This is a genomic window from Streptomyces sp. H39-S7, from assembly GCF_027158205.1.
Taxonomy (GTDB): domain Bacteria; phylum Actinomycetota; class Actinomycetes; order Streptomycetales; family Streptomycetaceae; genus Actinacidiphila.
On record NZ_JAPVLU010000003.1, the window covers coordinates 300861 to 324777 of the forward strand.

The window sequence follows — 23917 nt, forward strand, 5'->3', positions numbered from 1 at the left end:
GGTACGTTGCCGCTCCCGCTTTGGGGGTCGGATAACGCCCGGGTTCCGGGGACGGGGCCGGGGTGGGGCCCCAGGCGGGGCTGGGGTGGGGGTTCAGCAGCCGCAGGCGGCGAGGGCGGACGCCAGCCGGTCGAGGGCGGTTTGGGCGGCTGTCGCCGATGTGGCGCCCTGCGTGAGGAAGGCGAAGGTGAGCAGCCGGCCGCCGGCGGTGACGACGGTTCCGGTGATGGCGTGGACGCCGGTGAGGGTGCCGGTCTTGGCGCGGATCAGGCCGGCGCCGGAGGCGGGGCCGCCGCGGAACCGGTCGGAGAGGGTGCCGGAGAAGCCGGCGACGGGCAGACCGGTGAGGATCGGCCGCAGCTGGGGGTGTTGGGGCGACGCGGCCAGGGCGAGGAGCCGCGCGAGCTGTTCCGCGGACAGCGCGTCGGCGCGGTTGAGGCCGCTGCCGTCGGTGAACTTCGCCCCGCCCGACGGCAGTCCGAGCCGGGCCAGGGCGGCGGTGACGGCCTGCTGGGCGCCGTCGAAGCTCGCGGGCAGGTGCGCGGCGATCGCGGTCTGCCGGGCCAGGGCCTCCGCGATGTCGTTGTCGCTGTTGGTCAGCATCCGCTCGACGAGCGCGGACAGCGGCGCCGACCGGGCCGCGGCGAGCCGGGTGCCGGACGCGGCGGCGGGCGTTCTCGCCGGGGTGCCCGTCACCTTGATGCCGCGCGCCTTGAGCAGCTTCGCGAAGGCGGTGGCGGTGTCGCCGGCCGGGTCGGTGGAGCGGTCGGCGGGGCCGCGGTCGCTCTTGCCGAGGCGCCCCTCGTTGAGCATCAGCGGGGTGACCGGCGCGATGTTCTCGTTGCGGCCGATGGGATGCAGGACGGGACCCGAGTAGAGCGACAGGTCGTAGCCGAGCGAGGTGGCGGTGGTGCCGCGGGCGGCCAGCGCGCGGGCGGTGTCGTCGGCCAGGGTGCGCAGCGCGGCGGCGGTGAGGGTGGGGTCCCCGCCGCCCACGAGGACGGTGCTGTGCGGCCCGGCGGCCAGCACGGCCGTGGATATCCGGTGGTCGGGGCCGAGTACGGAGAGGGCGGCGGCGGCCGTCGCGATCTTTATGGTCGAGGCCGGCACGGACGGGGTCGCGGCGCCGGAGCCGTACAGCAGCCTGCCGGTGGCCGCGTCGATGACGGCTCCGGTGCGCAGCGGGCCGAGGGCCGGGTCGCGCAGCAGCGGGGCGAGCCGGGCGGCGAGCGCCTGCTGGGCGGGCAGCGTGCCCGGGTCCGTGGCGGGCGCGGTGAGCACCCGGGCGGCGGGCGGGGCCGCCGCCTCGACGGGCGGCGTCGTCCGGGGCCCGGGGGCGGGGCGGCCGTCCGCCAGGTGGGCCCGGGAGGCGGCCGCCGCCCGTTCCGCCGTACGCTGGCCCGACTCCCACGGTCCGGCCACGGCCACCGCCGCGAAGGAAATGGTCAGCCCGACTGCGGCCGACCCCGCCACTACCTGCCATGTTCTGGCGTCCGGCACCCCCGACCAGCCCCTTTCGCGACCACACACCTGCGTGGGAGACACTTAACCACCAGAAGTATGTGCTGATCATGGAGGAGTAGGGCCTTGGAGTTCGACGTCACGATCGAGATCCCGAAGGGTTCCCGGAACAAGTACGAGGTGGACCACGAGACCGGTCGTATCCGCTTGGACCGCCGGCTCTTCACCTCGACCAGTTACCCGGCCGACTACGGCTTCGTCGAGAACACCCTGGGGGAGGACGGCGACCCGCTGGACGCCCTGGTCATCCTTGATGAGCCGACGTTCCCCGGCTGCCTCATCAAGTGCCGCGCCGTCGGCATGTTCCGTATGACCGACGAGGCGGGCGGCGACGACAAGCTGCTGTGCGTCCCGGCTTCGGACCCGCGGGTGGAGCACCTGCGTGACATCCATCACGTGTCGGAGTTCGACCGCCTGGAGATCCAGCACTTCTTCGAGGTCTACAAGGACCTGGAGCCCGGCAAGTCCGTCGAGGGCGCCAACTGGGTCGGCCGCATCGAGGCCGAGGCCGAGATCGAGGCGTCCTACAAGCGCCTGAAGGACTCGGGCCAGGTCTTCCACAGCCACTGACACCTGGCCGACGGCCGTTGCAGTGTCGAAGTGCTGGAGTACCGGGAACGCCGGGCGGGCCCTTCGCGGGCCGGCCCGGCGTTCGCGCGTTCCGCCGCTCAGAAGCCCCTGGTGCGCTTGGCCGCGCGGCGCCGGGCCGGGTCGGCGGAGCCCGGGGTCTTGAGGAACATGCGGGCGATCTCCCCGCCGAGGTTCACCCCGATCGCGACGGCGAGGGCGAGTGCCGCGGCCTTCGTCAGGGAGGTGAACCCCTCCGCCGTGTGGTTCTGGGTGAAGGCGAGCAGCCCGAAGTACGTCGCCGAGCCGGGCAGCAGCGGGCCGATCGCGGCCGTGACGTACGGCAGGACCGACGCGTACCGGTAGCGGGCCATCAGCTGGCCGAAGAGGCCGACCAGGCCCGCCGCGGCCGCGGTGGCGACGACCGGGTTGGCGCCGAGCTGCTGGTGGAGCACCCCGTAGACCGTCCAGGCGACGCCGCCGTTGAGCGTGGCGAGCAGCAGCACCCCGCGCTCGCACTGCAGCAGCACCGCGAAGGCGAGGGTGAGGGACATCGCGGACAGCAGCTGCACCCAGGGGTGGTCGTAGGCGCGCAGCGCCTGCTCCGGGTCGAAGTCGGCGCCGAGCCGCACCCCCGCGTAGAGCACGATCGTGACGCCGAAGACGATGCCGACGACGAGGTACATGACCTCCAGCAGGCGGGCGGACGCGGTGATGTAGAAGCCGGTCAGGCCGTCCTGGACCCCTGCCACCAGGGCACGGCCCGGCAGCAGGGTGAAGAGTCCGCCGGTGATCACCGCGGACGCCTGGAGGTCGGTGGCGCCCGGCAGGTGGTCGGCGTAGAGGTTGACGACGATGCCCATCGCGGCGGCCGGCATCGCGGCGGCGGCGAACTGGTAGAACTCCGGCAGCCCGCGCCCGGCGCACAGCCAGGCCAGCCGGTCGCCGAGCATCGCGGCCAGCGCCGCCGCGAAGAAGATCAGCGGACCACCGCCGACCAGGATGCTCGCCGAGCCGGCCAGCAGCCCGGCGGCGCCGGTCAGCACCCAGCCGCTGTACGGGTGCCGGTTGCGTCGGATGGCGGCGAGCCGGCCGTAGGAGTCCTCCAGCGTCGCCTCGTGCGCGGTGATGTCGTCGACGAGCTGGAAGACCGCCGCCAGCCGCGTGTAGTCGGCGACCCGGCGGCGGACGGTACGGCTCGCGGTGAGCGGCGGCTCGACGAGGGACGGCTGGTACGAGATGCCGAGCAGCGTGAACGTGACGGTGGGTTCCACCCGGGCCAGACCGTAGGCGTGCGCGACGCCGAACATCGCCGCTTCGACGTCCTCGGCCCCCTCGCCGCCCGCGAGCAGCAGCTCGCCGATGCGCAGCGTGAGGTCGAGCACGCGGGGCACCGGCGGGCCGGCCTCGGGCTTGTCCGCGGGCAGCTCGGGCACCGGGCGTTCGGTGACCGGCATCCGGACCAGCTCGCGCATGCGGTCCTGCCAGGGGACGACGCCCTTGGTGAGCCGTATGACGGGGATGCCGTCGGGGGGTGTGAACGCGTTCCCGGCGCCGGCGCCGTAGGCGGCGGACGAGGCGGGCGCGGTGAAGGCGGAGCCTTCCGCCTCCGGTCCGGCCGGCAGCTCCACCCCGGTCGGTGCGGCGAACTCCGACGTCGTCGAGCCATCGGGTTCCGGGACCGGTGGCATCGGTACGCCCACGGGTGGGGTGAACTCCGACCGCGACTCGTCCGAGTCCGGCTTCTCTTCGTCCGACACGTTGACCGACCACCTCCGATGATCAGTGTGCAGGGCGCACCGCGTCGACCGCGATTCCCGCCCCGCCCACCGCACCGCCGGCCGGTGCCGGCTCCGCGCTACCGCGCCCGGTGGCGGCCGCCCCGGCCGGCGGAGCCGACGGGCGGCGGGGGCACGTCCGCGGGGGGCCGGGGGCCCTCCTTCTTCGACTTCGCGCGGGCCCGGAGGAACTCGATCGCGATCGGGACGACCGAGACGAGCACGATCGCGACCAGGATCAGCTCGATGTTCTTGTGGACGAACGCGATCTGGCCGAGCCAGTAACCGAGGAGGGTGACGCCGCCGCCCCAGAGCGTTCCGCCGATGATGTTGTAGGTGACGAACGTCCGGTAGTTCATCCGGCTGACGCCGGCGATGATCGGCGTGAACGTGCGGACGATGGGCACGAAGCGGGCCAGCACGATCGACTTGGGGCCGTGCTTCTCGAAGAAGGCGTGGGCCTTCTCGATGTTCTCCTGCTTGAAGAGCCGGGAGTCCGGCCGCCGGAAGAGCGAGGGCCCGACCTTGCGGCCGAAGAGGAAGCCGACCTGGTCACCGACGATCGCGGCGACGACGATGAGCAGCGTCACCAGCCACAGCGGGGTCTTGAGAGTGCCACCCGCGACCAGGAGTCCGGTCGTGAAGAGGAGCGAGTCCCCGGGCAGGAAGAATCCGATCAGCAGGCCCGACTCGGCGAAGACGATCAACAGCACGCCCCACAGGCCGAACGAGTTGATCAGGTGGTCGGGATCGAGCCAGCTGGGGCCCAGGGCGAGGTTCGTCACCGTTCAAACGTACCAATCGAATCGTTGCGCCCCCTGTGGGCGGCGGCCGGGCCCGATCCGTGCGCGACCCGTGACGGTTCGGTGAGGTATCAGCGCGGCGGAATTCGCGCCAGTCGAGTTGGCCGAAACGTTCCCCAACGCGGTGGTGGTGCATTACGTTCTCCGCAACGCCACCGCGTGCACCATGGGTACATCTCCTGTCACAGCATCTGAACTTTCTGGCGGATCCTGTTATGACGCGCGCCATCTCCATGCACGAACTCTCGAAGTTCTATCCGAAGCAGGCCGCCCCGGCGGTCGACCGGTTTAGCTTGGACATCGCCCCCGGCGAGTTCCTGGTGATGCTCGGCCCTTCGGGCTGCGGCAAATCCACTGTGCTGCGCATGATCGCGGGGCTGGAGGACATCAGCTCCGGGGAGCTGCTGCTGGACGGCGAGTACGCGAACAACCTCGCGCCCGGTGACCGCCGGATGGCGATGGTGTTCCAGAACTTCGCGCTGTATCCGAGCATGACCAGCCGGCAGAACATCGGGTTCCCGCTGCGCTTCGAGATGCCGGGTGAGGACCAGAACCCGCGGGTCGAGGAGACCGCGCGGATCCTGGGCATCGAGGAGATCCTGGACCGCTACCCCGGACAGCTGTCCGGCGGTGAGCGGCAGCGGGTCGCGATGGGCCGCGCCATCTCGCGGCATCCGTCGGTCTTCCTGATGGACGAGCCGCTGTCGAACCTGGACGCCAAGCTGCGCTCGCACCTGCGCGCCGAGATCGCCCGGCTGACCCGCGGAATGGGCGTCACCACCGTGTATGTGACGCACGATCAGGCCGAGGCCATGTCGCTCGGCGACCGCGTCGCGGTCATGCGCGGCGGGGTGCTGCAGCAGGTCGGGACGCCGCGCGACACCTACCACCTGCCGGTGAACGTGTTCGTCGCCGCGTTCATCGGAACGCCGCGGATCAATCTGCTGCAGGCCACGGTGCTGGCGCCGCTGGGCGGCGGCATGTGGATCGACTTCGGGCGGCAGCGCCTGGGGCTGCCGGAGCCGCTGAGCCTGGACCACCAGATGCTCCGCATCCAGCAGGGCCGCGACATCATCGTCGGGCTGCGCTCGGAGGCGGTGCGGATCGCGGCGCCGAGCGGCGCGCACGCGGGCGAGGTGGTGCTCAGCGGCATCGTCGAGCACGTGGAGTACCAGGGGCACGAGTGCCTGGTGCATCTGAACACCGGAGCGAAGCCGGCGGTCGTGCCGGAGCTCGAGGCGCCCCGGCTGCCCGTGCAGCGCACCCGTTCCGCGGCGCGGCGGGCGGCCGCCGGACCGGGCGGGCTGGGCAAGCTGGCGCGCAAGGCGGCCGGGCGGTTCCCGGGGCTGCTCCAGGAGCCCGACACGTCCGGCGCGGTCAAGGTGCTCGACCCGCCGCAGGCCGACCGCGCGGAGCAGCCGACCGGCGACCTGGTGGTCCGCACGGGCCCCGACATCCGGGTCCGGCCCGGGGACCGGGTGCCGCTCCTGGTGGACCTGGCGCACCTCTACATCTTCGACAACACCGGCCGCCGGATCTGCCCCGCTCCGGCGGAACAGCCGCGCCTGGAGTAGTCCGGCGTGCGGAGGCAGCCGTCAGGAGCCACCGTTCCCTCATGGGTATCGACGATTTCGGCGGCGGCCAGTCCGAGCGGTCCGACGTCCTGGTGGTGACCACGAACGAGGCGCCCGGCTACCGGGTCGAGAAGGTGATCGGCGAGGTCTTCGGGCTGACCGTGCGCTCCCGGCACATCGGGAGCCAGATCGGCGCCGGGCTCAAGTCGATGGTCGGCGGTGAGCTGAAGGGTCTGACGAAGACCCTGGTGCAGACCCGCAACCAGGCGATGGAGCGGCTGGTCGAGCAGGCCCAGGCCCGCGGGGCGAACGCCGTGCTCATGATGCGCTTCGACGTGACCGAGGCGGCCGACGTGGGCACGGAGGTGTGCGCGTACGGCACCGCGGTGGTGCTGGTGCGGGAGTAGCCGCCGCCCGGCCGTCCTTCCGGGCGAACGCCGACGTCCCGCGCGGCGCAAGTGACACACTTGTTCGCATGCTCGGGATAACTGATCTTTCCACGTACCTGGCGGGGCTGGCCCTGATCATCCTGCTGCCCGGCCCGAACTCGCTGTACGTGGTGTCGGTGGCGGCCCGGCTCGGGCCGCGCACCGGCTACCGGGCGGCGGCCGGGGTGCTGTGCGGGGACGCCGTGCTGATGATGCTGTCGGCGGGCGGGGTGGCGTCGCTGCTGCAGGCCAGCCCGGTGGCGTTCACCGTGGTCAAGCTCGCCGGCGCGGGCTATCTGACCTGGCTCGCGGCGGGCATGCTGCGCGGGGCGGTGGCGCTGTGGCGCGGGCGGGCCGAGCGGAACGCGGCGGCCCGCGGCGGGGAGGGCGCACCCCAGGAGAAGGCGGAGCGGCCGTTCCGCCGGGCGCTGGTGGTCAGCCTGTTCAACCCGAAGGCGATCCTGTTCTTCGTCGCGTTCTTCGTGCAGTTCGTCGACCCGGCGTACGCGCACCCCGGGCTGTCGTTCCTCGCGCTCGGCGCCTGGGCGCAACTGTTCAGCTTCACCTATCTGACGGTGCTCATCTTCAGCGGCACCTACCTGGCGGCGGCCTTCCGGCGGCGCCGGCGGCTGACGGCGGGACTGTCGGCGGGGGCGGGGGCGCTCTTCCTGGGCTTCGCCGCGAAGCTGTCGCTGGCCGGCACGGCGTGACCCACGGGGGCGGCGGGGGCTGAACTCCTGACGGGCGGCACGGCCGGGGGCGTCGTATCGTCCCGATGGGGACCCCTAGAGGAGGCACCATCATGAGCACGCTGCATGTCACCGTCACCGTCGCCGTCCGCTGCCCGGCCACCGTCTGATGGGGCTGCACAAGGGAGCCGGCGACTCCCGTCCACTCGCGGTCAACCCCTTCTACTCGGGCGACGCCGACCCTGTCGGCAGCATGCGCGCCGCGCCGCCCAAGCACCGGCTGCCGGACGGCCCCATGGCGCCGCACGTCGCTTACCAGCTGGTCCACGACGAGCTGATGCTCGACGGGAACTCACGGCTCAACCTGGCGACGTTCGTCACCACGTGGATGGAACCGCAGGCCGACGTACTGATGGCCGAGTGCCGCGACAAGAACATGATCGACAAGGACGAGTACCCGCGTACCGCCGAGCTGGAGCGGCGCTGCGTGGCGATCCTCGCCGACCTGTGGAACGCGCCCGATCCGGAGGCCGTCATCGGCTGCTCGACAACGGGCTCCTCCGAGGCCTGCATGCTCGCCGGCATGGCCCTCAAGCGGCGCTGGGCGAAACGGAACGCGGACCGCTATCCGGCGACGGCCAGACCCAATCTGGTCATGGGCGCCAACGTGCAGGTGTGCTGGGAGAAGTTCTGCGCGTTCTGGGAGGTCGAGGCGCGGCTGGTGCCCGTCAGCGGCGACCGGCTGCACCTGGACGCCGAGTCGGCCGTGGCGCTGTGCGACGAGAACACGATCGGCGTAGTCGCCGTGCTCGGATCGACCTTCGACGGATCGTACGAACCGGTCGCGGAGATCTGCGCGGCCCTCGACGCGCTCCAGGAGCGCACCGGCCTGGACGTACCGGTCCATGTGGACGGCGCGTCCGGCGCGATGGTCGCCCCCTTCCTCGACGAGGACCTCGTCTGGGACTTCCGGCTCCCCCGCGTCGCCTCGATCAACACCTCGGGCCACAAGTACGGGCTGGTCTACCCCGGCGTCGGCTGGGCGCTGTGGCGTGACCGCGACGCCCTCCCCGAGGAGCTGGTCTTCCGCGTCAACTACCTCGGCGGCGACATGCCGACCTTCGCCCTCAACTTCTCCCGGCCGGGCGCGCAGGTCGTGGCGCAGTACTACACGTTCCTGCGGCTGGGGCGTGACGGCTACCGCACCGTCCAGCAGAGCAGCAGGGACGTGGCGATGTCGCTGGCCTCGCGGATCGAGGAACTCGGCGACTTCCGGCTGGTCACCAGGGGCGACCAGTTGCCGGTCTTCGCCTTCACCACCGTCGACGGGATCAAGAACTACGACGTCTTCGACGTGTCGCGCCGGCTCCGCGAACACGGCTGGCTGGTCCCCGCGTACACCTATCCGGCCGATCGCGAGGACCTCGCGGTCCTGCGGGTGGTCTGCCGCAACGGCTTCTCCGACGACCTGGCGGACCTGCTCATCGAGGAGCTCGCCCGGCTGCTGCCCGAACTCCGCCGCCAGAGCGAGCCACTGGACCGCCCGGGAACGGTGGCGACGGCGTTCCACCACTGAGGACGCGGTGTCGTGGACGGTCGCGCGATCAGCGGCGTCGTGGGCTGCTACGCGCTCAGCGGCGCCAGGGCGATGGGGCGGACGCGGCCCTCGATCATGGCGCCGAGGCCCTGGACCGCGCAGACGTCGGGGCGTTCGGCGAGGGAGACCGGGACGCCGGTCGCGTGCCGCAGCATGACGTCGAGGCCGGGCATCAGGGCGCTGCCGCCCGCGAGCGTGATGCCCCGGTCGGCGAGATCGGCGACCAGGTCCGGAGGGCAGCGGCGCAGGACGGTGCCGATGGCGTCGAGGACCGCCGTGAGCGGGGTGCGCATCGCGTGCCGCACGCCGTCGGCCTCGACGAGGACGGTACGGCCGAGGCCGCTGACGACGTCGCGGCCGTAGACCTCGGTGCTCCCGACGGCCGACCCCACGCTGCTGAACACGTGGTGCAGCGGGCGCACGGACTGGCTGGGGAGCATCAGCTCGTGCTGGTTGCGCAGGTGCTGCACGACCGCGTGGTCGATGGCGTCGCCGCCCACCGGCACGGTCTCCGCCGAGACGATCGAGCCGAGCGACAGGACCGCGATCTGCGTCGTGGCCGCCCCGCACAGCACGATCATGGTGGCCTCGGGGTGCTCGACGGGCAGTCCACAGCCGGCCGCCGCGCAGATCAGCGTGTCGACGAGTTCGACCCTGCGGGCGCCGAGCCCGAAGAGGGTCTCGGTCGCCGCGCGCTGCGCGAGCGGGTCACTGCCGTGCGGCATGCAGACGGCGGCGCGGGCCATCGGCGCGCGGCGCCAGGACGTGCGCAGTTTGTCGCGGAGGAGGTGGCGCAGCATCCGCTGGGCCATGGCGATGTCGACGACGCTGCCGTTGCTCACCGGCCGCACCACGCGGATGTGCTCCGGGGTGCGCCCTTCCATCTGCTCGGCGCGGGCGCCGACCGCGATCAGCAGGCCGGTCGTGATGTCGACGGCGACCACGCTCGGCTCGTCGACGACCAGGCCGACGTCCTTCAGGTGGACACGGGTCCTGGTGGCCCCGATGTCGAAGGCGACCGAGCAGCGGCGGATCTGGTCCAGGGTGGGGTTCACAGCAGCGGCTCCGCGTCGGCGGTGGGGCGGTAGTTGGCGAGGGACCAGATCACGAAGACGTCGATCGCGATGATCGTGATCGCCCAGATGGGCTGGTAGGGCATGAACATGAAGTTCGCGAAGATGTGGAGCGCGGCCAGGCCGATACCGGCGATCCGCCCCCACGGGGCGCCCTTGAGCACGCTGTAGCCGACGACGGCCGCGATGATGCCGAGGATGAGGTGGATCCAGCCCCAGGTCGTCAGGTCGAAGCGGAAGGCGTACCCCGGGGTGGTGAGGTACACGTCGTCCTCGGCGATGGCGATGATGCCCTGGAGGATCGCCAGCACACCGGAGACGAGCAGCATGACGCCGGCGAAGACGGTGCCCCCGGCGGCCCAGCCGCTCGCGTGGCGGTCGGCCGGAGGGCGGTCACCGCTCCAGGAACCCCCCTGCGGGGTGGATGGCGGAGTGGACGCGGTGGGTGAATCCTGGCTCACAACGGGCTCCCGAGTTCGCGACGACCAGCACGACGGGAGCATTGATCATGATATTCCCGTCTTACGGACAAAAGGATCAACTGTCCGGAACGATCCCGCCACCGGAGATGGGCCGTTCGGGGGGCGGGGCCGGAACCGGGCCGCCAACGGATGCGCTTTCCGGCCCGGCGGCCGACGATGAGTGGTGGCCGCTGTGGTCAGGGGCCTGCCTGCGGCGACGCACTGACGGCGAGGGAGGCGGACGCGTGCACCCTGACGCCGACGCGGACTCGAACGTCATCCTGCGGGGCATCCTTGAGGGCACGTCGGCCGGCGTGGGCATCCTCGACCCCGGCATGCGCTACGTGTACGTCAACCCGGCACTGGCCAGGATCAACGGCGTGCCCGCCGAGGCACATCTCGGCCGGACCATCGCCGAGGTGCTGCCCGGCATCGACGGCCGCGAGGACGTGCTGCGCGCCGTACTCGCCGACGGGCTGCCGCGCGAGGTGACGTCCAGCGGCCACACGCAGGCACCGTCGGGACTGGAGCGGCGGTACTGGCACGGCGCGTACCACCGGCTGGAGGCCGAAGGCGCGGTGATCGGCATCGTCGGCATCGTGCTGGAGGTGACCGCCTCGCGGCAGCAGCAGCGCGACCTGGAGCAGGCCCGGGAACGGCTCACCCTGCTGGACGCCGCCGCGACCCGGATCGGCACGACGCTCGAAATGGACGCCACCTGCGGGGAACTGGCGGACTTCCTGGTGCCGCTGCTCGCCGATGTCGCCTCCGTCGAGGTACTGCCGGTCACGCAGGACGAGGGCAGCGGGCGCCCGGCGCGCGGCTCGCTGCGGATGCGCAGGACCGCGCTGTCGTCCGTGCCGAGACTGCGCGAGCGCGCGCGGGTGTTCGGCGTGGCGGGCGAGTACGTGGACTACCAGATCGGCTCCGCCATCCCGCGCTGCCTGGAGACCGGCAAGCCGCTGATGCAGAACCTGCTGTCCGACGAGGAGCTCGTCCGGGCGGCCCCCAACACCGAACGCCTCGCCGCGTACCGGGCGGCGGGCATCCACTCCGCGCTCGTCGTACCGCTCTCCGCGCGCGGCCAGCCGATCGGGACCGTGACCCTGGTGCGGGCCGGGGACTCCCCCGGTTTCACCGCCAGGGACGTCGTCGTCGCCCAGGACCTGGCAGGACGGGCGGCCATCAGCCTCGACAACGCCCGCCGCTTCACCCGGGAGCACGACATCGCGCTCGGCCTGCAGAGCGCCCTGCTGTCGGAGCCCAGCAGCCCGCACCCGAACATCGAGGTGGCGTCCCGCTACCTGCCCGCCGGCAGCAGTGCGCTGGTCGGCGGCGACTGGTTCGACGCGGTGCGACTGCCGGGCGGCAGGACGCTGCTGGCGATGGGTGACGTGATGGGGCACGGCGTGGAGGCGGCCGTCGACATGAGCCACTACCGCGCGATGCTGCGGGTCGTCGCCGCCGATGACGAACCGCCGAACCGCGTCCTGGAGCGACTCGACGCCCTCATCGCCGCGAAGGAGACGGGCCGCCCCGCCACCTGTCTGCTGGTCCTGGTGGATCCGCGGCGCGGCCGCACCTGGTACGCCAGCGCCGGGCATCTGCCGCCCGCCGCCTTCGGCCCGGACGGCAGCGCGGGCCTGATCCGCATCCCCACCGGGCCGCCGCTGGGGACCGGGCTCGGCGGCTACCAGCTGGCCAGGGGCCGGTGCCGCCCCGGCTGGGTGCTGCTGCTCTACACCGACGGCCTCGTCGAGCGCCGGGGCGAGGACATCGACGTGTCCCTCGCCCGGCTCGCCGCGCTGCGGCTGACCCCCCAGGGCAGCCTGGAGGAACTCCTCGACCAGGTGCTGGCGCGCCTCGTCGAACAGGCCGTCGATGACGACGTGGCGGTCCTGGTGGCCCGGGTGGTCGCGCCTTAGGCGTCGGCGGACCCGTCAGGGGACGCGTCCGGGGACGGGCGGCGTCGGCGGCCCGGCGATCACGGGCGCCGTGGGCAGCCCGCCGGTGGCGGGGGCCGGGGCGGGCGGGGCGACGGGCAGCAGGCGCACGCCGTGCTCGCGCAGCCACGGCACGGGATCGACCGCCGAACCCATCTCGGGCGTCACCCGCACCTCGAAGTGCAGATGCGGACCGGTGGAGTTGCCGGTGGTGCCCGACAGCGCGATCTGCCGGCCCGCCGGAACCCGCTCGCCGACCTTGACCTGCAGCAGCGACAGGTGCGCGTACTGCGAGAAGTACCCGTTGCCGTGCGCCAGGACGAGCTGGTTGCCGAACCCGTCGCCGCAGGTGGCCCGGACGACCGTGCCGGCGCCGACCGCCCGTACCGCCGTGCCCTCCGGCACGGCGAAGTCCTGGCCGGTGTGCCGGTTGGCCCAGCGGTCGCCGGACGCGGCGAAGCCGGCGGACAGGGTGTAGCGGTCGACGGGCGCGGTCCAGGGGGCGCGCACCGGGAGGCCGGTGCCGGGCCGCGGCATCTCCTCGGGGATGGCGAACGCGCACTCCTGCGGGGAGGCCAGCCGGGCGGATCTGGCGGCCTCCAGCCGCCGCAGCAGCTCGCGGGCCCGCCGCAGCTTGGCCGTGATCTCCTCCCGCAGCCCGGCCGCGCGCGTGGTCTGCTCGTCCAGTTCCCCGAGCGCCCGGTCGGCCGCGGTCCTGTCCCGCCGCAGACGTTCGGTCGTCGTCGCCACGGTGTCGAGCAGGCTGGTAACCGCCTCGTCGCTCTTGCGCAGCCGCCCCATCTGGTCGAGCAGGTCCTCGGGCGAAGGGGAGAGCATCAGCGCGGCGGCGGCCGGCAGCCCCGCGGAGCGGTACTGCATCCGGGCCAGCAGGCCGATGCTCTCGTGCAGCCCGTCCATCCTGCGCTGACCGAGCGTGACGGACCGCCGCAGCCGGGCGGCCGTGGCGCGCTGCCGGTCCGCGGCCCGCCGGGCGTCGACGTACGCGGTGGTGGCGTCGGCGGCCTGCCGGTACGTGGCGTCCACCTCGGCGGACACGTCGCCGTAGCGGTCGTCGGCGCGCGCCTGCTGCCCGCCACCGGGGGGAACCGGGAGGAGCGGGAGGGCCGGCAGGACCGGCAGCGCCGTCAGCAGTCCGGCGCAGAGCAGCACGACGAGCGACCGGACGGCCGACCCGCGGACGGTGACGGTTCCTGACATCGGAGGATCATCGCGCCGCACCCGCCGCCAGCGCGCGGGACACGCGGCGTGCCGCCGGCTCTCCGCCGTTCGGCCCTACCGTGTAGGCGCGTTCCCGCGGATGGTCACTTTCCGTGGTCGTTGCCGACAGACTGGGGTCTCCGTGACCGCCACCGGACCCCGGGACGGTCTCCCGGCGGCGGTCACGGGCCAGTCGTCCTGCCCGTCCGCGCTATTCGGCGTCGTCCAGCCGGAATCCGACCTTCAGCCCCACCTGGTAGTGCTCGACCTCGCCGTCCACGATGTGGCCGCGCATCTGGGTGATCTCGAACCAGTCGAGACCCCGGAGAGTCTGCGACGCCCGGTGGATCCCGTTGCGGATCGCGGCGTCGATGCCTTCGTGCGAGGTGCCCACGATCTCGGTCACCCGGTACGTGCGGTCGGTCATGGCGTTCTCCCGGCGTAGTGGGGTCGGTTCAGTCGGTCTACGAGGCGGTCGGTGCTGGGGCGGTCGGCGTGCGGATGACGGCCCTCTGACCACGGTGCCCGAAGGGCCGCCGCTCCGCATTCCCGCAAAACCGGACATAAGCTCTTGTACTCGACCGTCTTCCGCCGGAGGAGAGGAAGCGCGTGGACCGCCTGTCCAGCCCCTGGCCCCTCCCCGTCCGCTGCATCCCGCCGGTCCTCGTTCTGACGGCCGTCCTGTTCGACCTCTTCACCCCCATCGACTACCACGGCGGCCCGCTGCTCGCCGCGGCCTGCGTGACGGCAGGGGCGGTGCTCTCGTTCCTGGCCGCCCTGCTGCTCACCACCGGCGCCCTCGGGGCGATAGTCGGACTGACGGTGCGGCACGAGTCCTTCGGACACGTCCTGGGCGCCGCCGAGATCGGCAACGTCCTGCTGGCCGGCCTCATCGGCCTCGCGGTGAACCGCCTCGTCGCCCGCTACGGCCGCAGCCTGGCCACCGTGCGGACGGTGTCGGAGGCCGCCCAGCGGGCGATCCTGCCCACCCCGCCGGAACGGATGGGACCGCTGGACATCGCGGTCCGTTACCGCGCCGCGCAGAGCGAGGCGCGGATCGGCGGGGACGTCTACGCCGTCGAGGACTCCCCGTACGGCACCCGGCTGCTGATCGGCGATGTGCGCGGCAAGGGGCTCGGCGCGGTCGCGGCGGTGTCAGTGCTGCTCGGCGCCTTCCGGGAGGCCGCCGAGTGGGCGCCCGACCTGCCGGAACTGGCCGGCCGGCTGGAGCACGCCCTGGCCCGCGAGGGCGCCCGCCGGTCGGGCGAGGACCAGACGGAGGGCTTCACGACGGCGCTGGTCGCCGAGTTCTCCGCGGACTGCCGCACCCTGCGGCTGCTGAACCGCGGCCACCCGGCCCCGTACCTGCTGGTCGGCGGCACGGTCGTGGCCCTGAACGCCGTCGAACCCGATCTGCCGCTCGGTATGGGCCAGCTCAACGGCCACCGCTCGGCGCCCGACACCCACGTACTGCCGCCCGGCGGCAGCCTGCTCCTGATCACCGACGGGGTGACGGAGGCCCGCGACAGGTCCGGGGTGTTCTACGACCCCGCCGTACGGCTGGCGGGCCGCGGGTTCCAGGGCCCGCGTGAGGTGATCGACGCCCTGGTGGGCGACGTCGAGGAGTGGACCGGCGGCAGCGGTACGGACGACATGGCCGTGCTCGCCGTCAGCTACCACTCCCCCGCGGCGCCCGCACCGGCGGCCGCACGTCCAGGGTGATCCTGCCGCCGTCGGCCGCCGCCCGGGAGACGCAGACCAGCATGTTCGTGTCCGTGCGGCGGGCCGCCGCGCTGCCCGCGTGGGCGACGTCGCCCGTGAGGACCGGGAGCCGGCAGGTGCCGCAGAAGCCCTGGCGGCAGGAGTAGCCGGTCTCCGGGCGCTGTTCGACGAGGACGGAGAGGGCGGAGCGGTCGGCGGGGACCGCGAGGACCGGCCCGTCCGGGCCGAGTTGCAGCTCGAACGGGGTGCCGTCGACGACCGGGGCCGCCGCGAAGCGCTCGAAGTGCAGCCCGCCGGCGCCGGTCGCGGGGAACGCGTCGCGCACGGCGGTGATGAGGGGCGGGGGGCCGCAGAGGTGGACGGAGGTGCCCGGTCCCGCTCCGGCCAGCAGCAGTTGGGGGGTGGGGACGCCGTCCGTGTCGTCGGTGCGGACGGTCACCCGGCCGGAGCCGCCGTCCAGCGCGGCCACCTCGTCGAGGAACGGCAGGGTCGCGCGGCTGCGCCCCGTGTAGACGAGCCGCCAGTCCACGCCCGCCGCCGCGGCGGCCCGGACCATGGGCAGGATCGGGGTGATGCCGATGCCGCCCGCGATGAACAGGCAGGCGCCGCCCGGCGCGTAGGCGAAGGCGTTGCGCGGGCCGTGGGCGCGCACTTCCGTGCCGGGCGCCAGCGTCTCGTGGATCTCGCGGGAGCCGCCGTCGCCGTTCCCGATGCGCCGCACGGCGATCCGGTAGGTGGCCGGGTCGGCGGGATCCCCGCAGAGGGAGTACTGGCGGCGGCGTCCCGACGGCAGGTCGAGGTCCAGGTGCGCGCCCGGGTGCCAGCCGGGCAGCGGCCCGCCGTCCACCGCCGCGAAGCGCAGGCTGACGACGTCCTCCGCCTCCCGCCGCACCTCGGTGACGACGAGCCGCAGGGAGCGGTCGACCGGCCGCGGCTCGCGGCGCTTGCGGCGGGCGCTCTGCCACAGCAGGAAGGGCGTGACGCGCGCCAGCAGGGCGAGGATCGCGTCCGGGCGCGGGTCGGTGGCGCTGCGCGGCGGCGGCGTCCGCAGGTCGTACTCGGTCTCGGTGCTCACGTTCGGTCCTTCGACATCCTTCGACCGGTCCGGCGGATCAGCGGTGGGCGGCACGCGCGGCGGGCGAAGCCGCGAGGTAGGCGACGGCCTGGGTCGTCGAGCCGTAGTGCGAGGGGTGGTAACCGGGCCGCAGATAGCCGAAGTACAGCCGCACCAGGCTCGCCGGGCTCGGCAGCACGCCCTTGCGCGAGGCCCGGAACCAGTCGCGGAAGCGCGGCTTGTCGCGGCCCGGGATGCGTTCGGGGTCGGCGGCCATCAGGTAGCGCAGGCCCCGGACCCACCAGTAGAGGAGGACGGGGAAGGCCACGACATGGGCGCGGACCCGGTTGCGGTAGCGGCCGTCGAGGTGCGTGAACAGGTCGTAGGCGACCGCCCGGTGCTCGACCTCCTCCGCGCCGTGCCAGCGGTACAGGTCGAGGATCTCGGGGTTGTGGTCGGTGCGGTCGATCGCGTCGGCGTTCAGGATCCAGTCGCCGAGGTACGCGGTGACGTGCTCGATCGCCGCGATGATCGCGACCCGGTCGATGATCCAGCCCTGCGCCTTCTTCCCGGTCAGCTCCCGGTCGCCGAGCATCTTGCTGAAGAACCAGCGCAGTTGCTCGGTGTACGGGTGGGTGTCGAAGCCGACCTTCCTGAAGTGCGTGAGGACGGTCTGGTGCGACGCGGAGTGCGTCGCCTCCTGGCCGATGAAACCGATGACGTCCTCGCGCAGCCGGTCGTCCCTGATCATCGGGACGGCCTGCTGGAAGACGGTGATGAACCAGTCCTCGCCCTCGGGCAGCAGGATGTTCAGCACGTTCGCGAAGTGCGTGGTGAACGGGTCGCCGTCGATGTAGTGCATCGGCAGGCCCGTCCAGTCCCACCGGACGTCGCGGGGGGTGAGCACCAGGTTGTCCGGCTCGGTCGCGGTCATTCCCGTCCTGCCTTCCGTGCGGCGGACGTCCCGGGCGCCGCCGCGCCCCGCGTCCGGTCGGTGCGGTCGATGAGTCGCGCCGTGAACTCCGCGACCAGGTCGGGACGGAACGCGGGCAGCCAGTGCCCGCCGTCCACGAGGTGGATCTCGGTGTTCGGCGCCCAGTCGGTGATCTCGGTCTGCCACGGCGCGAGCACGAACAGGTCCCGCCGGGGCGCGAGGACCTGTGCGGGCAGCTCGGCGCGCCGGGTCCGGGGCCGCAGCGTGCGCGGCAGCACGTTGGCCCGGTAGAGCTTGAGTCCCGCACGGTTGCGGGACGCGAGTCCCCGGCCGTAGCCGGCGGGCGGCTCCCCGGTCTCCAGCCGCCGGGCGGCCTTCGTCACCGCGTCGAGCACGCCCGCGCGGCAGGCGAGTTCCGCGATGCCGGGCAGGTGGAAGAAGCCCACGTAGCCGGAGGCGAGCGACTGCAGGGCGAAGTGCCGGAGCCTGCGCGGGCTGGGGCGCAGTTGCGCCCGGAACCAGCGGCCGGTGTGGTCCAGGTCCGGGCCGGAGATCGACGTCAGGGACGCGAAGCGGTGGGCGGTCCCGGGCACGGTCACCGTGTGCCAGCTCTGCACGGAGCCCCAGTCGTGCGCCAGGACGTGCACGGGCGCGTCCGGGCTGACGGCGTCGGCGACGGCGGTGAGGTCGGCGGCGAGCTGCGGGAGCCGGTAGTCCCGGTTCCGGCGCGGTACGCCGGAGGCGCCGGAGCCGCGCACGTCGTACGTCACGACGTGGAAGCGGTCGGCGAGGCGCCGCACGACGCCGTCCCAGACACCGTGGTCGTCGGGGAAGCCGTGCACGCACACGACCGTCGGTGCGGTCGGTTCGCCGTGTTCGTGAACGGCCAGCCGGACGCCGTCCGAGGCCGTGACCCATCGCTGCGACATGGCGGTCACGATGGCAGCTTGTTGACGCCGTGTCTACTAGTGGGAGGCGGGCAATGTTCCGCCCGGTCGCCGGGACGGGACGGGACGGCCGGGTGCATACCGCCCGGCCGTTGCCCCATCGAGACGCTTCCGCAATTCCTCCGATGCCTCCGGCACGGGCCCGCGTTCGTCACACCTGCAAAGGCCGACGAGCGCGTGGGGGAATCGCATGAAGCGGTACGAGGATCGGTACGAGCACCGTGACGAGCGGCAGGTGTCCGGGACGCGCACGAGGAACGCGCGCCGGGCCGCGGTGGCGGCGGCCGTCGCGGGCGGGCTGCTGCTCGCCGGGTGCAGCGGCGGAACCCCCGACGCGTCGCGGAACGGCAGCTCCGACAAGGCTCCGGTGCGCCCGGCCCCCGCGGCTCCGTTCAACGGGCCGGCCGCGTCGGCCGCCCCGGAGGGTGCGGCCAAGGACAGCTCGGGCGATGCCGGTGCGCAGAAGCGCGACCTGGCGGCGGCGCCCAGCTACCTGTCCACCTTCGCGCTGGACGTCGACACCGCCTCGTACGGGTACGCCAGGCGCACCCTGACCGGCGGCCGGCTGCCCGCCCCCGCCACCGTGCGCCCGGAGGAGTTCGTCAACAGCTTCCGGCAGGACTACCCGCAGCCCGAGGGCGACGGGTTCTCGGTCACGACCGACGGCGCCCGCATCGACGGCGCCCCGACCGACGACGTGCGTACCGACGGTTCCGCGGCCGACGGCTCCTCCGCCGACAGCACCTCGGTCGACGGCGAGGGCGGCTGGTCGCTGCTGCGCGTCGGTCTCGCCACGCGCGCCGCGCAGAGTACGGACCGGGCGCCCGCCGCCCTGACGTTCGTCGTGGACGTCTCCGGCTCGATGGCCGAGCCCGGCAGGCTCGACCTGGTGAAACAGGCCCTCGGCAGCTCGATCGACGCGCTGCGCGCGGAGGACTCCCTCGCGATCGTCACCTTCAGCGGCACGGCACGGGTGGAACTGCCGATGACCCGGCTGGGCGCCGTCGGGAGCCGCGGCCGGATCCACTCGGTCGTCGACGGCCTGGAGCCGCGCGACGAGACCAATCTGGCCGCGGGCGTGCAGGCGGGCTACAACGAGGCCGTCAAGGCCGCCCGGCCCGGCGTCACCAACCGCGTCGTGCTGCTCTCCGACGGCCTCGCCAACTCCGGCGACACCACCGCCGCCGCGATCCTGGACCGCGTCGGCTCGGCCCGGCGCGACCACGGCATCACCCTGTTCGGGGTGGGCGTGGGCAGCCAGTACGGCGACAAGCTGATGGAACAGCTCGCCGACAAGGGCGACGGGCACACGTCCTACGTCTCCGAGCCCGAAGCCGCCCGCAAGCTCTTCTCCGAGCAACTGCCCGCCAACGTGGACCTCAGGGCCCGCGACGCGAAGGCGCAGGTCGCCTTCGACCCGCGGACCGTGAGCGAGTACCGGCTCATCGGCTTCGACGACCGGGCCGTCGCCGACGACGACTTCCGGGACGACACGGTGGACGGCGGTGAGGTCGGCCCCGGGCACACCGTCACGGCCCTGTACTCGGTCCGCCTCAAGGCGGGAGCCTCCGGCCACGTGGCCACCGCCACCGTCCGGTGGCTCGACCCGTCCACCCGCGCACCCCACGAGCGGTCCGGCACGGTCGAGGCCTCCGCGCTCACGTCCCCGCTCTGGACCGCCGCCCCCAAGCGTCTCCAGGTCGACGCCGTGGCGGCCTACTTCGCCGACTGGCTGCGCGGCCGGGGCTCCGCCGGACGCATCCCCGGTGCCCCCGGCCTCCCGGCCCTCGCCGAGCACGCCACCAGCCTGGCGGGCAGCACCGAGGACCCGGCCGTCCGTGACCTCTCCCAGGCGGTGTCGCAGGCGCGCCGGCTGGCGGGCTGACGGACCTGGGCCTCCGTGGTCCACGGGCCGCCGTGGTCCACGGGCCGCCGTGGTCCACGGGCCGCCGTGGTCTACGGGCCGCCGAGCACGGCCCGGTCGGCCGCCGCGGTGCCGTGCGTCCAGCCCTCGTGGTCACGGCCCTTGAGCCGGTGGGAGGTCGTGGTGGGGAACATGCGGGTGGTGGTGTCGCGGACCGCGACGTCCCGCGCGGCGAGCGCGGGCAGCAGGCGCTCCGCCGGGAGGTCGGGGGCGTGGACGGCCTGCTCGGTGGCGTCCGCGAGGCGTTCGCGGATGCGGCCCGCGTAGGCGATGAGGAAGGACTGCCGGAAGTCCTTGGAGAGCGAACCGCCCTTCCGCGCCTTGCCGTTGCGGCCCTTCGCGGCGCCGCCCCCGGCCGCCGCCCGCGGGGTGCGCAGCATGGCGGCGTCCGCCTGGACGAGCAGCGAGGTGTAGAGCAGTTCGACGGCCTCCAGGTCGGGCTCGAAGCCGACGACCGTCGAGAAGCCGAAGTCGCCCGCCCACACCGCCTGGCAGCGGTTGGCGGCGGCCACGGCGTCGAGCAGCAGCGCCTTGGCGCCCTCGTAGGGCTGGTCGATGCCGATCCGGCAGGCGCCGGGGCAGCCTGCGCCGCCGGCGCCCGGTTCCGCGGCGATGAGCGCTTCGTCGATGCTGTGCCGGGCCATCAGCTGCTGGGCCTTCGAGCTGAGCGCCTCGGCCTCCTCGGGGAACTCGGTGGACTCGGCCTTGGCGAGCAGGGCGCGGATCCGGCCGAGCAGCGGGGCCGCGTGGCGGTCGGCGGCGGGACCCGGCGCCGCGGCGGGCACCGTCACCGGGGTGATGCGGGGCAGCCGTCCGAGCAGGCGCAGGAGTTCGAGGACGGAGACGGCGGCGGAGAAACCGTCGAGCCGTTCGCGGCGGCCGTGGGCGGCGAGGAGGGTGCCGGTGCCGTCCCACGGGGCCGCCGCCCGCAGCTCCGCGAGCTGGGCGGCCCAGCGCGGGTCCTTCGTCGCGGCGTCCGCGGGGGCCGTGCGGGCCTCGGCGGTGATCAGGCCGGCGGCGAGGCGGGCGTGTCCGTCGGTGAGCCGGCGGCGCGCGATGCGCACCACGTCGGCGGGTTGCCAGCCGCGCGTCCAGCAGGACCGGACGAGCCGGTCGGTGAGCGCGAGCAGCGCGCTGTTCGCGGCGTGCGCGGCATCCGGGCCGGCGCCGCCGGCGGCGGCCAGGGCCGAGGCGCTCAGGTCGACGGCGTCCTCGGCGTCGGCGTCCGCCGCGTTGAGCGCACCGAGGTACGCCCGCTCGATCACGTCCTGCACGTCGTTCTCCGCCACGTCCGCCGCTTCGCCCTTCGACTCGCTCTGCCACCACATCCGGGCGCTGACCGACGACCCGCACCCTGCTCCCCACCCGGTCAATTCTGCGGGAGGGCCGCCGCGCTACTCGCCCTGGGCGGTCTCCACGCTCTCGTGGAGGTCGGTCGCGGCCTCCACGGCCGCCGCCGCGGACAGCAGGAGGCAGCAGGCGAGGAGGGCGGCCACCAGGCGCGGCCCGCGGGCCCGCCGCGGTCCGGCCGGCGGTGCGGCGTGCAGGAGGGCCGCGACGCGGCGCCGCACGGGGCCGGCGGTGGCGCCGAGCGCGGCCCGGGGCCGGGCCCGCGGGCCGGTCGTCGCCGAGGCGCGGGCGGCGCGGCCCACCGCGCGCGCCGCGAGGCGGCGGTCGCCGACGGCGGACGCGGCGGACTCGTCGGCCCAGCGCTCCAGCGCGTACGACAGCGGCGCCCGCAGCCCGCGCAGCAGCGGATGGCAGGTGGCGGCGAGCGCGGCGACGACGAGGAAGCGGTGGTGGTGGCCGGCGAGATGGGCGCGCTCGTGGGCGAGCAGCGCCTCGCGCTCGCCGGGCCGCAGGGCCCGCAGCATGCCGGTGGTGACGACGATCCTGCCGGGCCGCCCCGGCAGGGCGTACGCGTCGGGCTCGCTGTCCCGCAGGACGGCGAGCTCGCCCGAGGGCGCGCAGCCGCCGGTGGCGGCGCGCGCACGGACCAGCTCGGCGCGGTAACGGCGGCCGGTGAGGGTCACCGCCGCCGCGCAGACGGCGAGCAGCAGCGCGGCGACGCAGGCGGCGGGGGCGGTCAGCTCCGCGCCGCCGAGGCCGGCGAAGCCGCCGAGACCGCCGGAGCCCGCGCGCAGCAGCGGCAGGGTGAGGTGGCCCAGGGCGGCGACCGGCGGCAGCAGCAGGGCGCCCTGGGCGGCCAGCAGGGCGAGGGCCAGGGTGCTGCTCGCGGCGAGGACGGCGGCGGTGCAGGCGAGCAGCCAGGCGGCGGCGCGCGGTGCGAGGGAGGCCGCGAGCCTGCGGGCGACGGGGACCGCGAGCAGCGGCATCAGCAGCGGTGGGAGCAGGTCCGGGTTCACCGGGGGAGCCCCGGTCCGCTCTCCCCGCCCTGGGCCCGCGCACCCGGTTCCCCGCCGCTGTCGACGGCGGAGTCCGCGTCGTCCAGGAGGGCGCGCAGCAGCTGCTCGTCGTCGGTGCTCAACTGCGACACGAAGCGGGCCAGCACGGTCTCCCGGTCCTCCTCCTTGTCCAGCTCGGTGCGCATCCGGAGGGCGGCGAGGCCCGGGGAGTCCTGCGTCGGGGTGTAGGCGTAGCCGCGCCCCGACCTGGTCCTGGCGACGGCGCCCTTGTCGTGCAGCCGCGCCAGGATGGTGGTGACCGTGGTGCGGGCGAGGGCGCTCCCCAGGCCGCGCTGGACGTCGGCGGGGGTGAGCGGTCCTTCGGCGGCCCACAGCGCCGCCAGGACGCTCGCCTCCAGTTCGCCCGGCGGGCGGCGCGCCGGATGTGTCTCTGGCATGAACGCCCCTTCCACCTGATTCGTCTACAGTGCTGTAGACCGTCTACGCGACTGTAGTCGGCCGGGTGCGGCGCTGATCGCCCCCCGCAGCCCATTATGGGAGGGCCCTCCGACAATGCCCCTGCCCCTGGCCACGCCCCTGCCGGACGCTGTTCATCAGGCAGTACCGCTGGCGGTCAACCTCCTGGACGCCCACGACCTGCTGGCGACGTTCGGCGCGATCGGCATCGCCGTCGTGCTGTTCGCGGAGACCGGCCTGCTGATCGGCTTCTTCCTGCCCGGCGACTCACTGCTGTTCACCGCCGGCCTGCTCTGCGTCCCCGGCGCGTCGGACGTGGTGCATCTCTCGCTCTGGCAGGTCCTCCTCGCGGCGTCCGCCGGGGCACTGCTCGGTGCGCAGACCGGCTACTGGATCGGCAGGCGGGGCGGCCCGCCGCTGCTCGCCCGGATCCGCAATCCGCACCTGCACGACGGCGTCGGCCGCGCCGCCGAGCTGCTGGAGCGGTACGGGCACGCCAAGGCCATCGTGCTCGCGCGCTTCGTCCCGGTGGTGCGGACCGTGCTCAACCCGATGGCCGGCGTGCTGAACGTGCCCGCGCGCACCTTCGCCGTCTGGCAGGTCATCGGCGGCCTCGTCTGGTCCGTCGGCCTCGTGCTCGGCGGCTACGCGCTCGGCTCCTCGGTCCCGCACGTGGACAAGTACCTGCTGCCGATGGTCGCGCTCATCGTCATCGTCTCGCTCACCCCGCTCGCCCTGGAGCTGTACCGCTCACGGGCCCGCGTCAAGGCGGCCGGCGCGGGAACCGACGCCGGTTCCCCGGCGGGTCCCGGCGCCGACGCGCCGGAGAGCCTGTGAACTCCGGGATCGACCGACCGGACGG

22 protein-coding genes are annotated in these 23917 nt (G+C 73.7%); 9 read left to right on the forward strand and 13 right to left on the reverse strand.

What is annotated here, in order from left to right:
* Window positions 1-93: 93 nt before the first annotated feature.
* The gene (dacB, locus tag O3X23_RS04795) at window positions 94-1500 is read right to left on the reverse strand and encodes a D-alanyl-D-alanine carboxypeptidase/D-alanyl-D-alanine endopeptidase (RefSeq protein WP_269269822.1); all 1407 of its coding nucleotides are present in this window, start codon (window positions 1498-1500) and stop codon (window positions 94-96) included.
* 87 nt (window positions 1501-1587) lie between these two features.
* On the opposite strand from dacB, the gene O3X23_RS04800 reads away from it, so the two are divergent.
* Complete coding sequence (locus tag O3X23_RS04800) at window positions 1588-2091, forward strand: inorganic diphosphatase (protein ID WP_269269823.1); 504 nt, start codon at window positions 1588-1590, stop codon at window positions 2089-2091.
* Window positions 2092-2189: 98 nt separating this feature from the next.
* Here the strand turns inward: O3X23_RS04800 and O3X23_RS04805 are convergent, their stop codons facing one another.
* Both O3X23_RS04805 and O3X23_RS04810 read right to left on the reverse strand, forming a co-directional pair.
* Window positions 2190-3779 carry a threonine/serine ThrE exporter family protein gene (locus O3X23_RS04805; RefSeq protein ID WP_269269872.1) on the reverse strand — a complete coding sequence of 530 codons (1590 nt, stop codon included), beginning with the start codon at window positions 3777-3779 and terminating at the stop codon, window positions 2190-2192.
* Between the two features lie 167 nt (window positions 3780-3946).
* Window positions 3947-4651, reverse strand: coding sequence for a DedA family protein (locus O3X23_RS04810; protein ID WP_269269824.1), 705 nt, complete (start codon window positions 4649-4651; stop codon window positions 3947-3949).
* A gap of 233 nt (window positions 4652-4884) precedes the next feature.
* On the opposite strand from O3X23_RS04810, the gene O3X23_RS04815 reads away from it, so the two are divergent.
* The 4 genes from O3X23_RS04815 to O3X23_RS04830 all read left to right on the forward strand — a co-directional run bounded on the left by O3X23_RS04815 (window position 4885) and on the right by O3X23_RS04830 (window position 8936).
* On the forward strand, window positions 4885-6243 hold the full coding sequence (locus O3X23_RS04815; RefSeq protein ID WP_269269825.1) for an ABC transporter ATP-binding protein: 1359 nt from the start codon (window positions 4885-4887) through the stop codon (window positions 6241-6243).
* Between the two features lie 41 nt (window positions 6244-6284).
* Window positions 6285-6650: a YbjQ family protein gene (locus O3X23_RS04820; RefSeq protein ID WP_269269826.1), complete on the forward strand. Its 366-nt coding sequence runs from the start codon at window positions 6285-6287 to the stop codon at window positions 6648-6650.
* Window positions 6651-6718: 68 nt separating this feature from the next.
* On the forward strand, window positions 6719-7381 hold the full coding sequence (gene leuE, locus O3X23_RS04825) for a leucine efflux protein LeuE (RefSeq protein WP_269269827.1): 663 nt from the start codon (window positions 6719-6721) through the stop codon (window positions 7379-7381).
* Between the two features lie 148 nt (window positions 7382-7529).
* Entirely contained in the window at window positions 7530-8936 is a 1407-nt protein-coding gene (locus O3X23_RS04830; protein ID WP_269269828.1) for a glutamate decarboxylase, read from the forward strand.
* A 47-nt stretch (window positions 8937-8983) separates the two neighbouring features.
* On the opposite strand, the gene O3X23_RS04835 is transcribed toward O3X23_RS04830, so the two are convergent.
* Both O3X23_RS04835 and O3X23_RS04840 read right to left on the reverse strand, forming a co-directional pair.
* Window positions 8984-10012, reverse strand: a complete 1029-nt coding sequence (locus O3X23_RS04835; protein ID WP_269269829.1) for a rod shape-determining protein — start codon at window positions 10010-10012, stop codon at window positions 8984-8986.
* On the reverse strand, window positions 10009-10491 hold the full coding sequence (locus O3X23_RS04840; RefSeq protein ID WP_269269830.1) for a DUF7144 family membrane protein: 483 nt from the start codon (window positions 10489-10491) through the stop codon (window positions 10009-10011). The genes O3X23_RS04835 and O3X23_RS04840 overlap by 4 nt, the downstream gene beginning before the upstream one ends.
* 245 nt (window positions 10492-10736) lie before the next feature.
* On the opposite strand from O3X23_RS04840, the gene O3X23_RS04845 reads away from it, so the two are divergent.
* The gene (locus O3X23_RS04845) at window positions 10737-12416 is read left to right on the forward strand and encodes a SpoIIE family protein phosphatase (protein WP_269269831.1); all 1680 of its coding nucleotides are present in this window, start codon (window positions 10737-10739) and stop codon (window positions 12414-12416) included.
* 15 nt (window positions 12417-12431) lie between these two features.
* Here the strand turns inward: O3X23_RS04845 and O3X23_RS04850 are convergent, their stop codons facing one another.
* Together O3X23_RS04850 and O3X23_RS04855 are read right to left on the reverse strand one after the other, a co-directional pair.
* On the reverse strand, window positions 12432-13652 hold the full coding sequence (locus O3X23_RS04850; protein WP_269269832.1) for a M23 family metallopeptidase: 1221 nt from the start codon (window positions 13650-13652) through the stop codon (window positions 12432-12434).
* Window positions 13653-13863: 211 nt separating this feature from the next.
* Window positions 13864-14079, reverse strand: a complete 216-nt coding sequence (locus O3X23_RS04855; RefSeq protein ID WP_269269833.1) for a dodecin — start codon at window positions 14077-14079, stop codon at window positions 13864-13866.
* A 182-nt stretch (window positions 14080-14261) separates the two neighbouring features.
* On the opposite strand from O3X23_RS04855, the gene O3X23_RS04860 reads away from it, so the two are divergent.
* A complete protein-coding gene (locus tag O3X23_RS04860) occupies window positions 14262-15374 on the forward strand; it encodes a PP2C family protein-serine/threonine phosphatase (RefSeq protein ID WP_269269834.1) in 1113 nt (370 codons plus the stop codon).
* Here the strand turns inward: O3X23_RS04860 and O3X23_RS04865 are convergent.
* Genes O3X23_RS04865 through O3X23_RS04875 form a run of 3 tightly spaced genes read right to left on the reverse strand, consistent with a single transcriptional unit; the run spans window position 15322 to window position 18291 of the window.
* Complete coding sequence (locus tag O3X23_RS04865; RefSeq protein WP_269269835.1) at window positions 15322-16449, reverse strand: PDR/VanB family oxidoreductase; 1128 nt, start codon at window positions 16447-16449, stop codon at window positions 15322-15324. The genes O3X23_RS04860 and O3X23_RS04865 overlap by 53 nt on opposite strands.
* Window positions 16450-16486: 37 nt before the next feature.
* Window positions 16487-17362, reverse strand: a complete 876-nt coding sequence (locus O3X23_RS04870; RefSeq protein WP_269269836.1) for a metal-dependent hydrolase — start codon at window positions 17360-17362, stop codon at window positions 16487-16489.
* Window positions 17359-18291 carry an alpha/beta fold hydrolase gene (locus tag O3X23_RS04875; RefSeq protein ID WP_269269837.1) on the reverse strand — a complete coding sequence of 311 codons (933 nt, stop codon included), beginning with the start codon at window positions 18289-18291 and terminating at the stop codon, window positions 17359-17361. The genes O3X23_RS04870 and O3X23_RS04875 overlap by 4 nt, the downstream gene beginning before the upstream one ends.
* 208 nt (window positions 18292-18499) lie before the next feature.
* On the opposite strand from O3X23_RS04875, the gene O3X23_RS04880 reads away from it, so the two are divergent.
* Window positions 18500-20194 (forward strand): vWA domain-containing protein, encoded by a 1695-nt coding sequence (locus tag O3X23_RS04880; RefSeq protein WP_269269838.1) that lies wholly within the window; start codon window positions 18500-18502, stop codon window positions 20192-20194.
* Window positions 20195-20265: 71 nt separating this feature from the next.
* On the opposite strand, the gene O3X23_RS04885 is transcribed toward O3X23_RS04880, so the two are convergent.
* The 3 genes from O3X23_RS04885 to O3X23_RS04895 form a co-directional block, all read right to left on the reverse strand.
* Complete coding sequence (locus O3X23_RS04885) at window positions 20266-21561, reverse strand: DUF2786 domain-containing protein (RefSeq protein ID WP_269269839.1); 1296 nt, start codon at window positions 21559-21561, stop codon at window positions 20266-20268.
* 66 nt (window positions 21562-21627) lie between these two features.
* On the reverse strand, window positions 21628-22599 hold the full coding sequence (locus tag O3X23_RS04890; protein WP_269269840.1) for a M56 family metallopeptidase: 972 nt from the start codon (window positions 22597-22599) through the stop codon (window positions 21628-21630).
* The gene (locus tag O3X23_RS04895) at window positions 22596-23036 is read right to left on the reverse strand and encodes a BlaI/MecI/CopY family transcriptional regulator (RefSeq protein WP_269269841.1); all 441 of its coding nucleotides are present in this window, start codon (window positions 23034-23036) and stop codon (window positions 22596-22598) included. Before O3X23_RS04895 ends, O3X23_RS04890 begins: the two co-directional genes overlap by 4 nt.
* Window positions 23037-23151: 115 nt before the next feature.
* Between O3X23_RS04895 and O3X23_RS04900 the strand changes: the two genes are divergently transcribed.
* Window positions 23152-23892 (forward strand): DedA family protein, encoded by a 741-nt coding sequence (locus O3X23_RS04900; RefSeq protein WP_269269842.1) that lies wholly within the window; start codon window positions 23152-23154, stop codon window positions 23890-23892.
* Window positions 23893-23917: the final 25 nt, after the last annotated feature.

Excerpts from the sequence above, each read along its gene's own strand:
- O3X23_RS04805 (WP_269269872.1), bottom strand. The coding sequence starts at position 3,779 with ATGCCACCGGTCCCGGAACCCGATGGCTCGACGACGTCGGAGTTCGCC.
- O3X23_RS04815 (WP_269269825.1), top strand. The coding sequence starts at position 4,885 with ATGACGCGCGCCATCTCCATGCACGAACTCTCGAAGTTCTATCCGAAG.
- O3X23_RS04820 (WP_269269826.1), top strand. The coding sequence starts at position 6,285 with ATGGGTATCGACGATTTCGGCGGCGGCCAGTCCGAGCGGTCCGACGTC.
- leuE (WP_269269827.1), top strand. The coding sequence starts at position 6,719 with ATGCTCGGGATAACTGATCTTTCCACGTACCTGGCGGGGCTGGCCCTG.
- O3X23_RS04830 (WP_269269828.1), top strand. The coding sequence starts at position 7,530 with ATGGGGCTGCACAAGGGAGCCGGCGACTCCCGTCCACTCGCGGTCAAC.
- O3X23_RS04850 (WP_269269832.1), bottom strand. The coding sequence starts at position 13,652 with ATGTCAGGAACCGTCACCGTCCGCGGGTCGGCCGTCCGGTCGCTCGTC.
- O3X23_RS04855 (WP_269269833.1), bottom strand. The coding sequence starts at position 14,079 with ATGACCGACCGCACGTACCGGGTGACCGAGATCGTGGGCACCTCGCAC.
- O3X23_RS04870 (WP_269269836.1), bottom strand. The coding sequence starts at position 17,362 with ATGACCGCGACCGAGCCGGACAACCTGGTGCTCACCCCCCGCGACGTC.
- O3X23_RS04875 (WP_269269837.1), bottom strand. The coding sequence starts at position 18,291 with ATGTCGCAGCGATGGGTCACGGCCTCGGACGGCGTCCGGCTGGCCGTT.
- O3X23_RS04880 (WP_269269838.1), top strand. The coding sequence starts at position 18,500 with ATGAAGCGGTACGAGGATCGGTACGAGCACCGTGACGAGCGGCAGGTG.
- O3X23_RS04885 (WP_269269839.1), bottom strand. The coding sequence starts at position 21,561 with ATGTGGTGGCAGAGCGAGTCGAAGGGCGAAGCGGCGGACGTGGCGGAG.
- O3X23_RS04895 (WP_269269841.1), bottom strand. The coding sequence starts at position 23,036 with ATGCCAGAGACACATCCGGCGCGCCGCCCGCCGGGCGAACTGGAGGCG.
- O3X23_RS04900 (WP_269269842.1), top strand. The coding sequence starts at position 23,152 with ATGCCCCTGCCCCTGGCCACGCCCCTGCCGGACGCTGTTCATCAGGCA.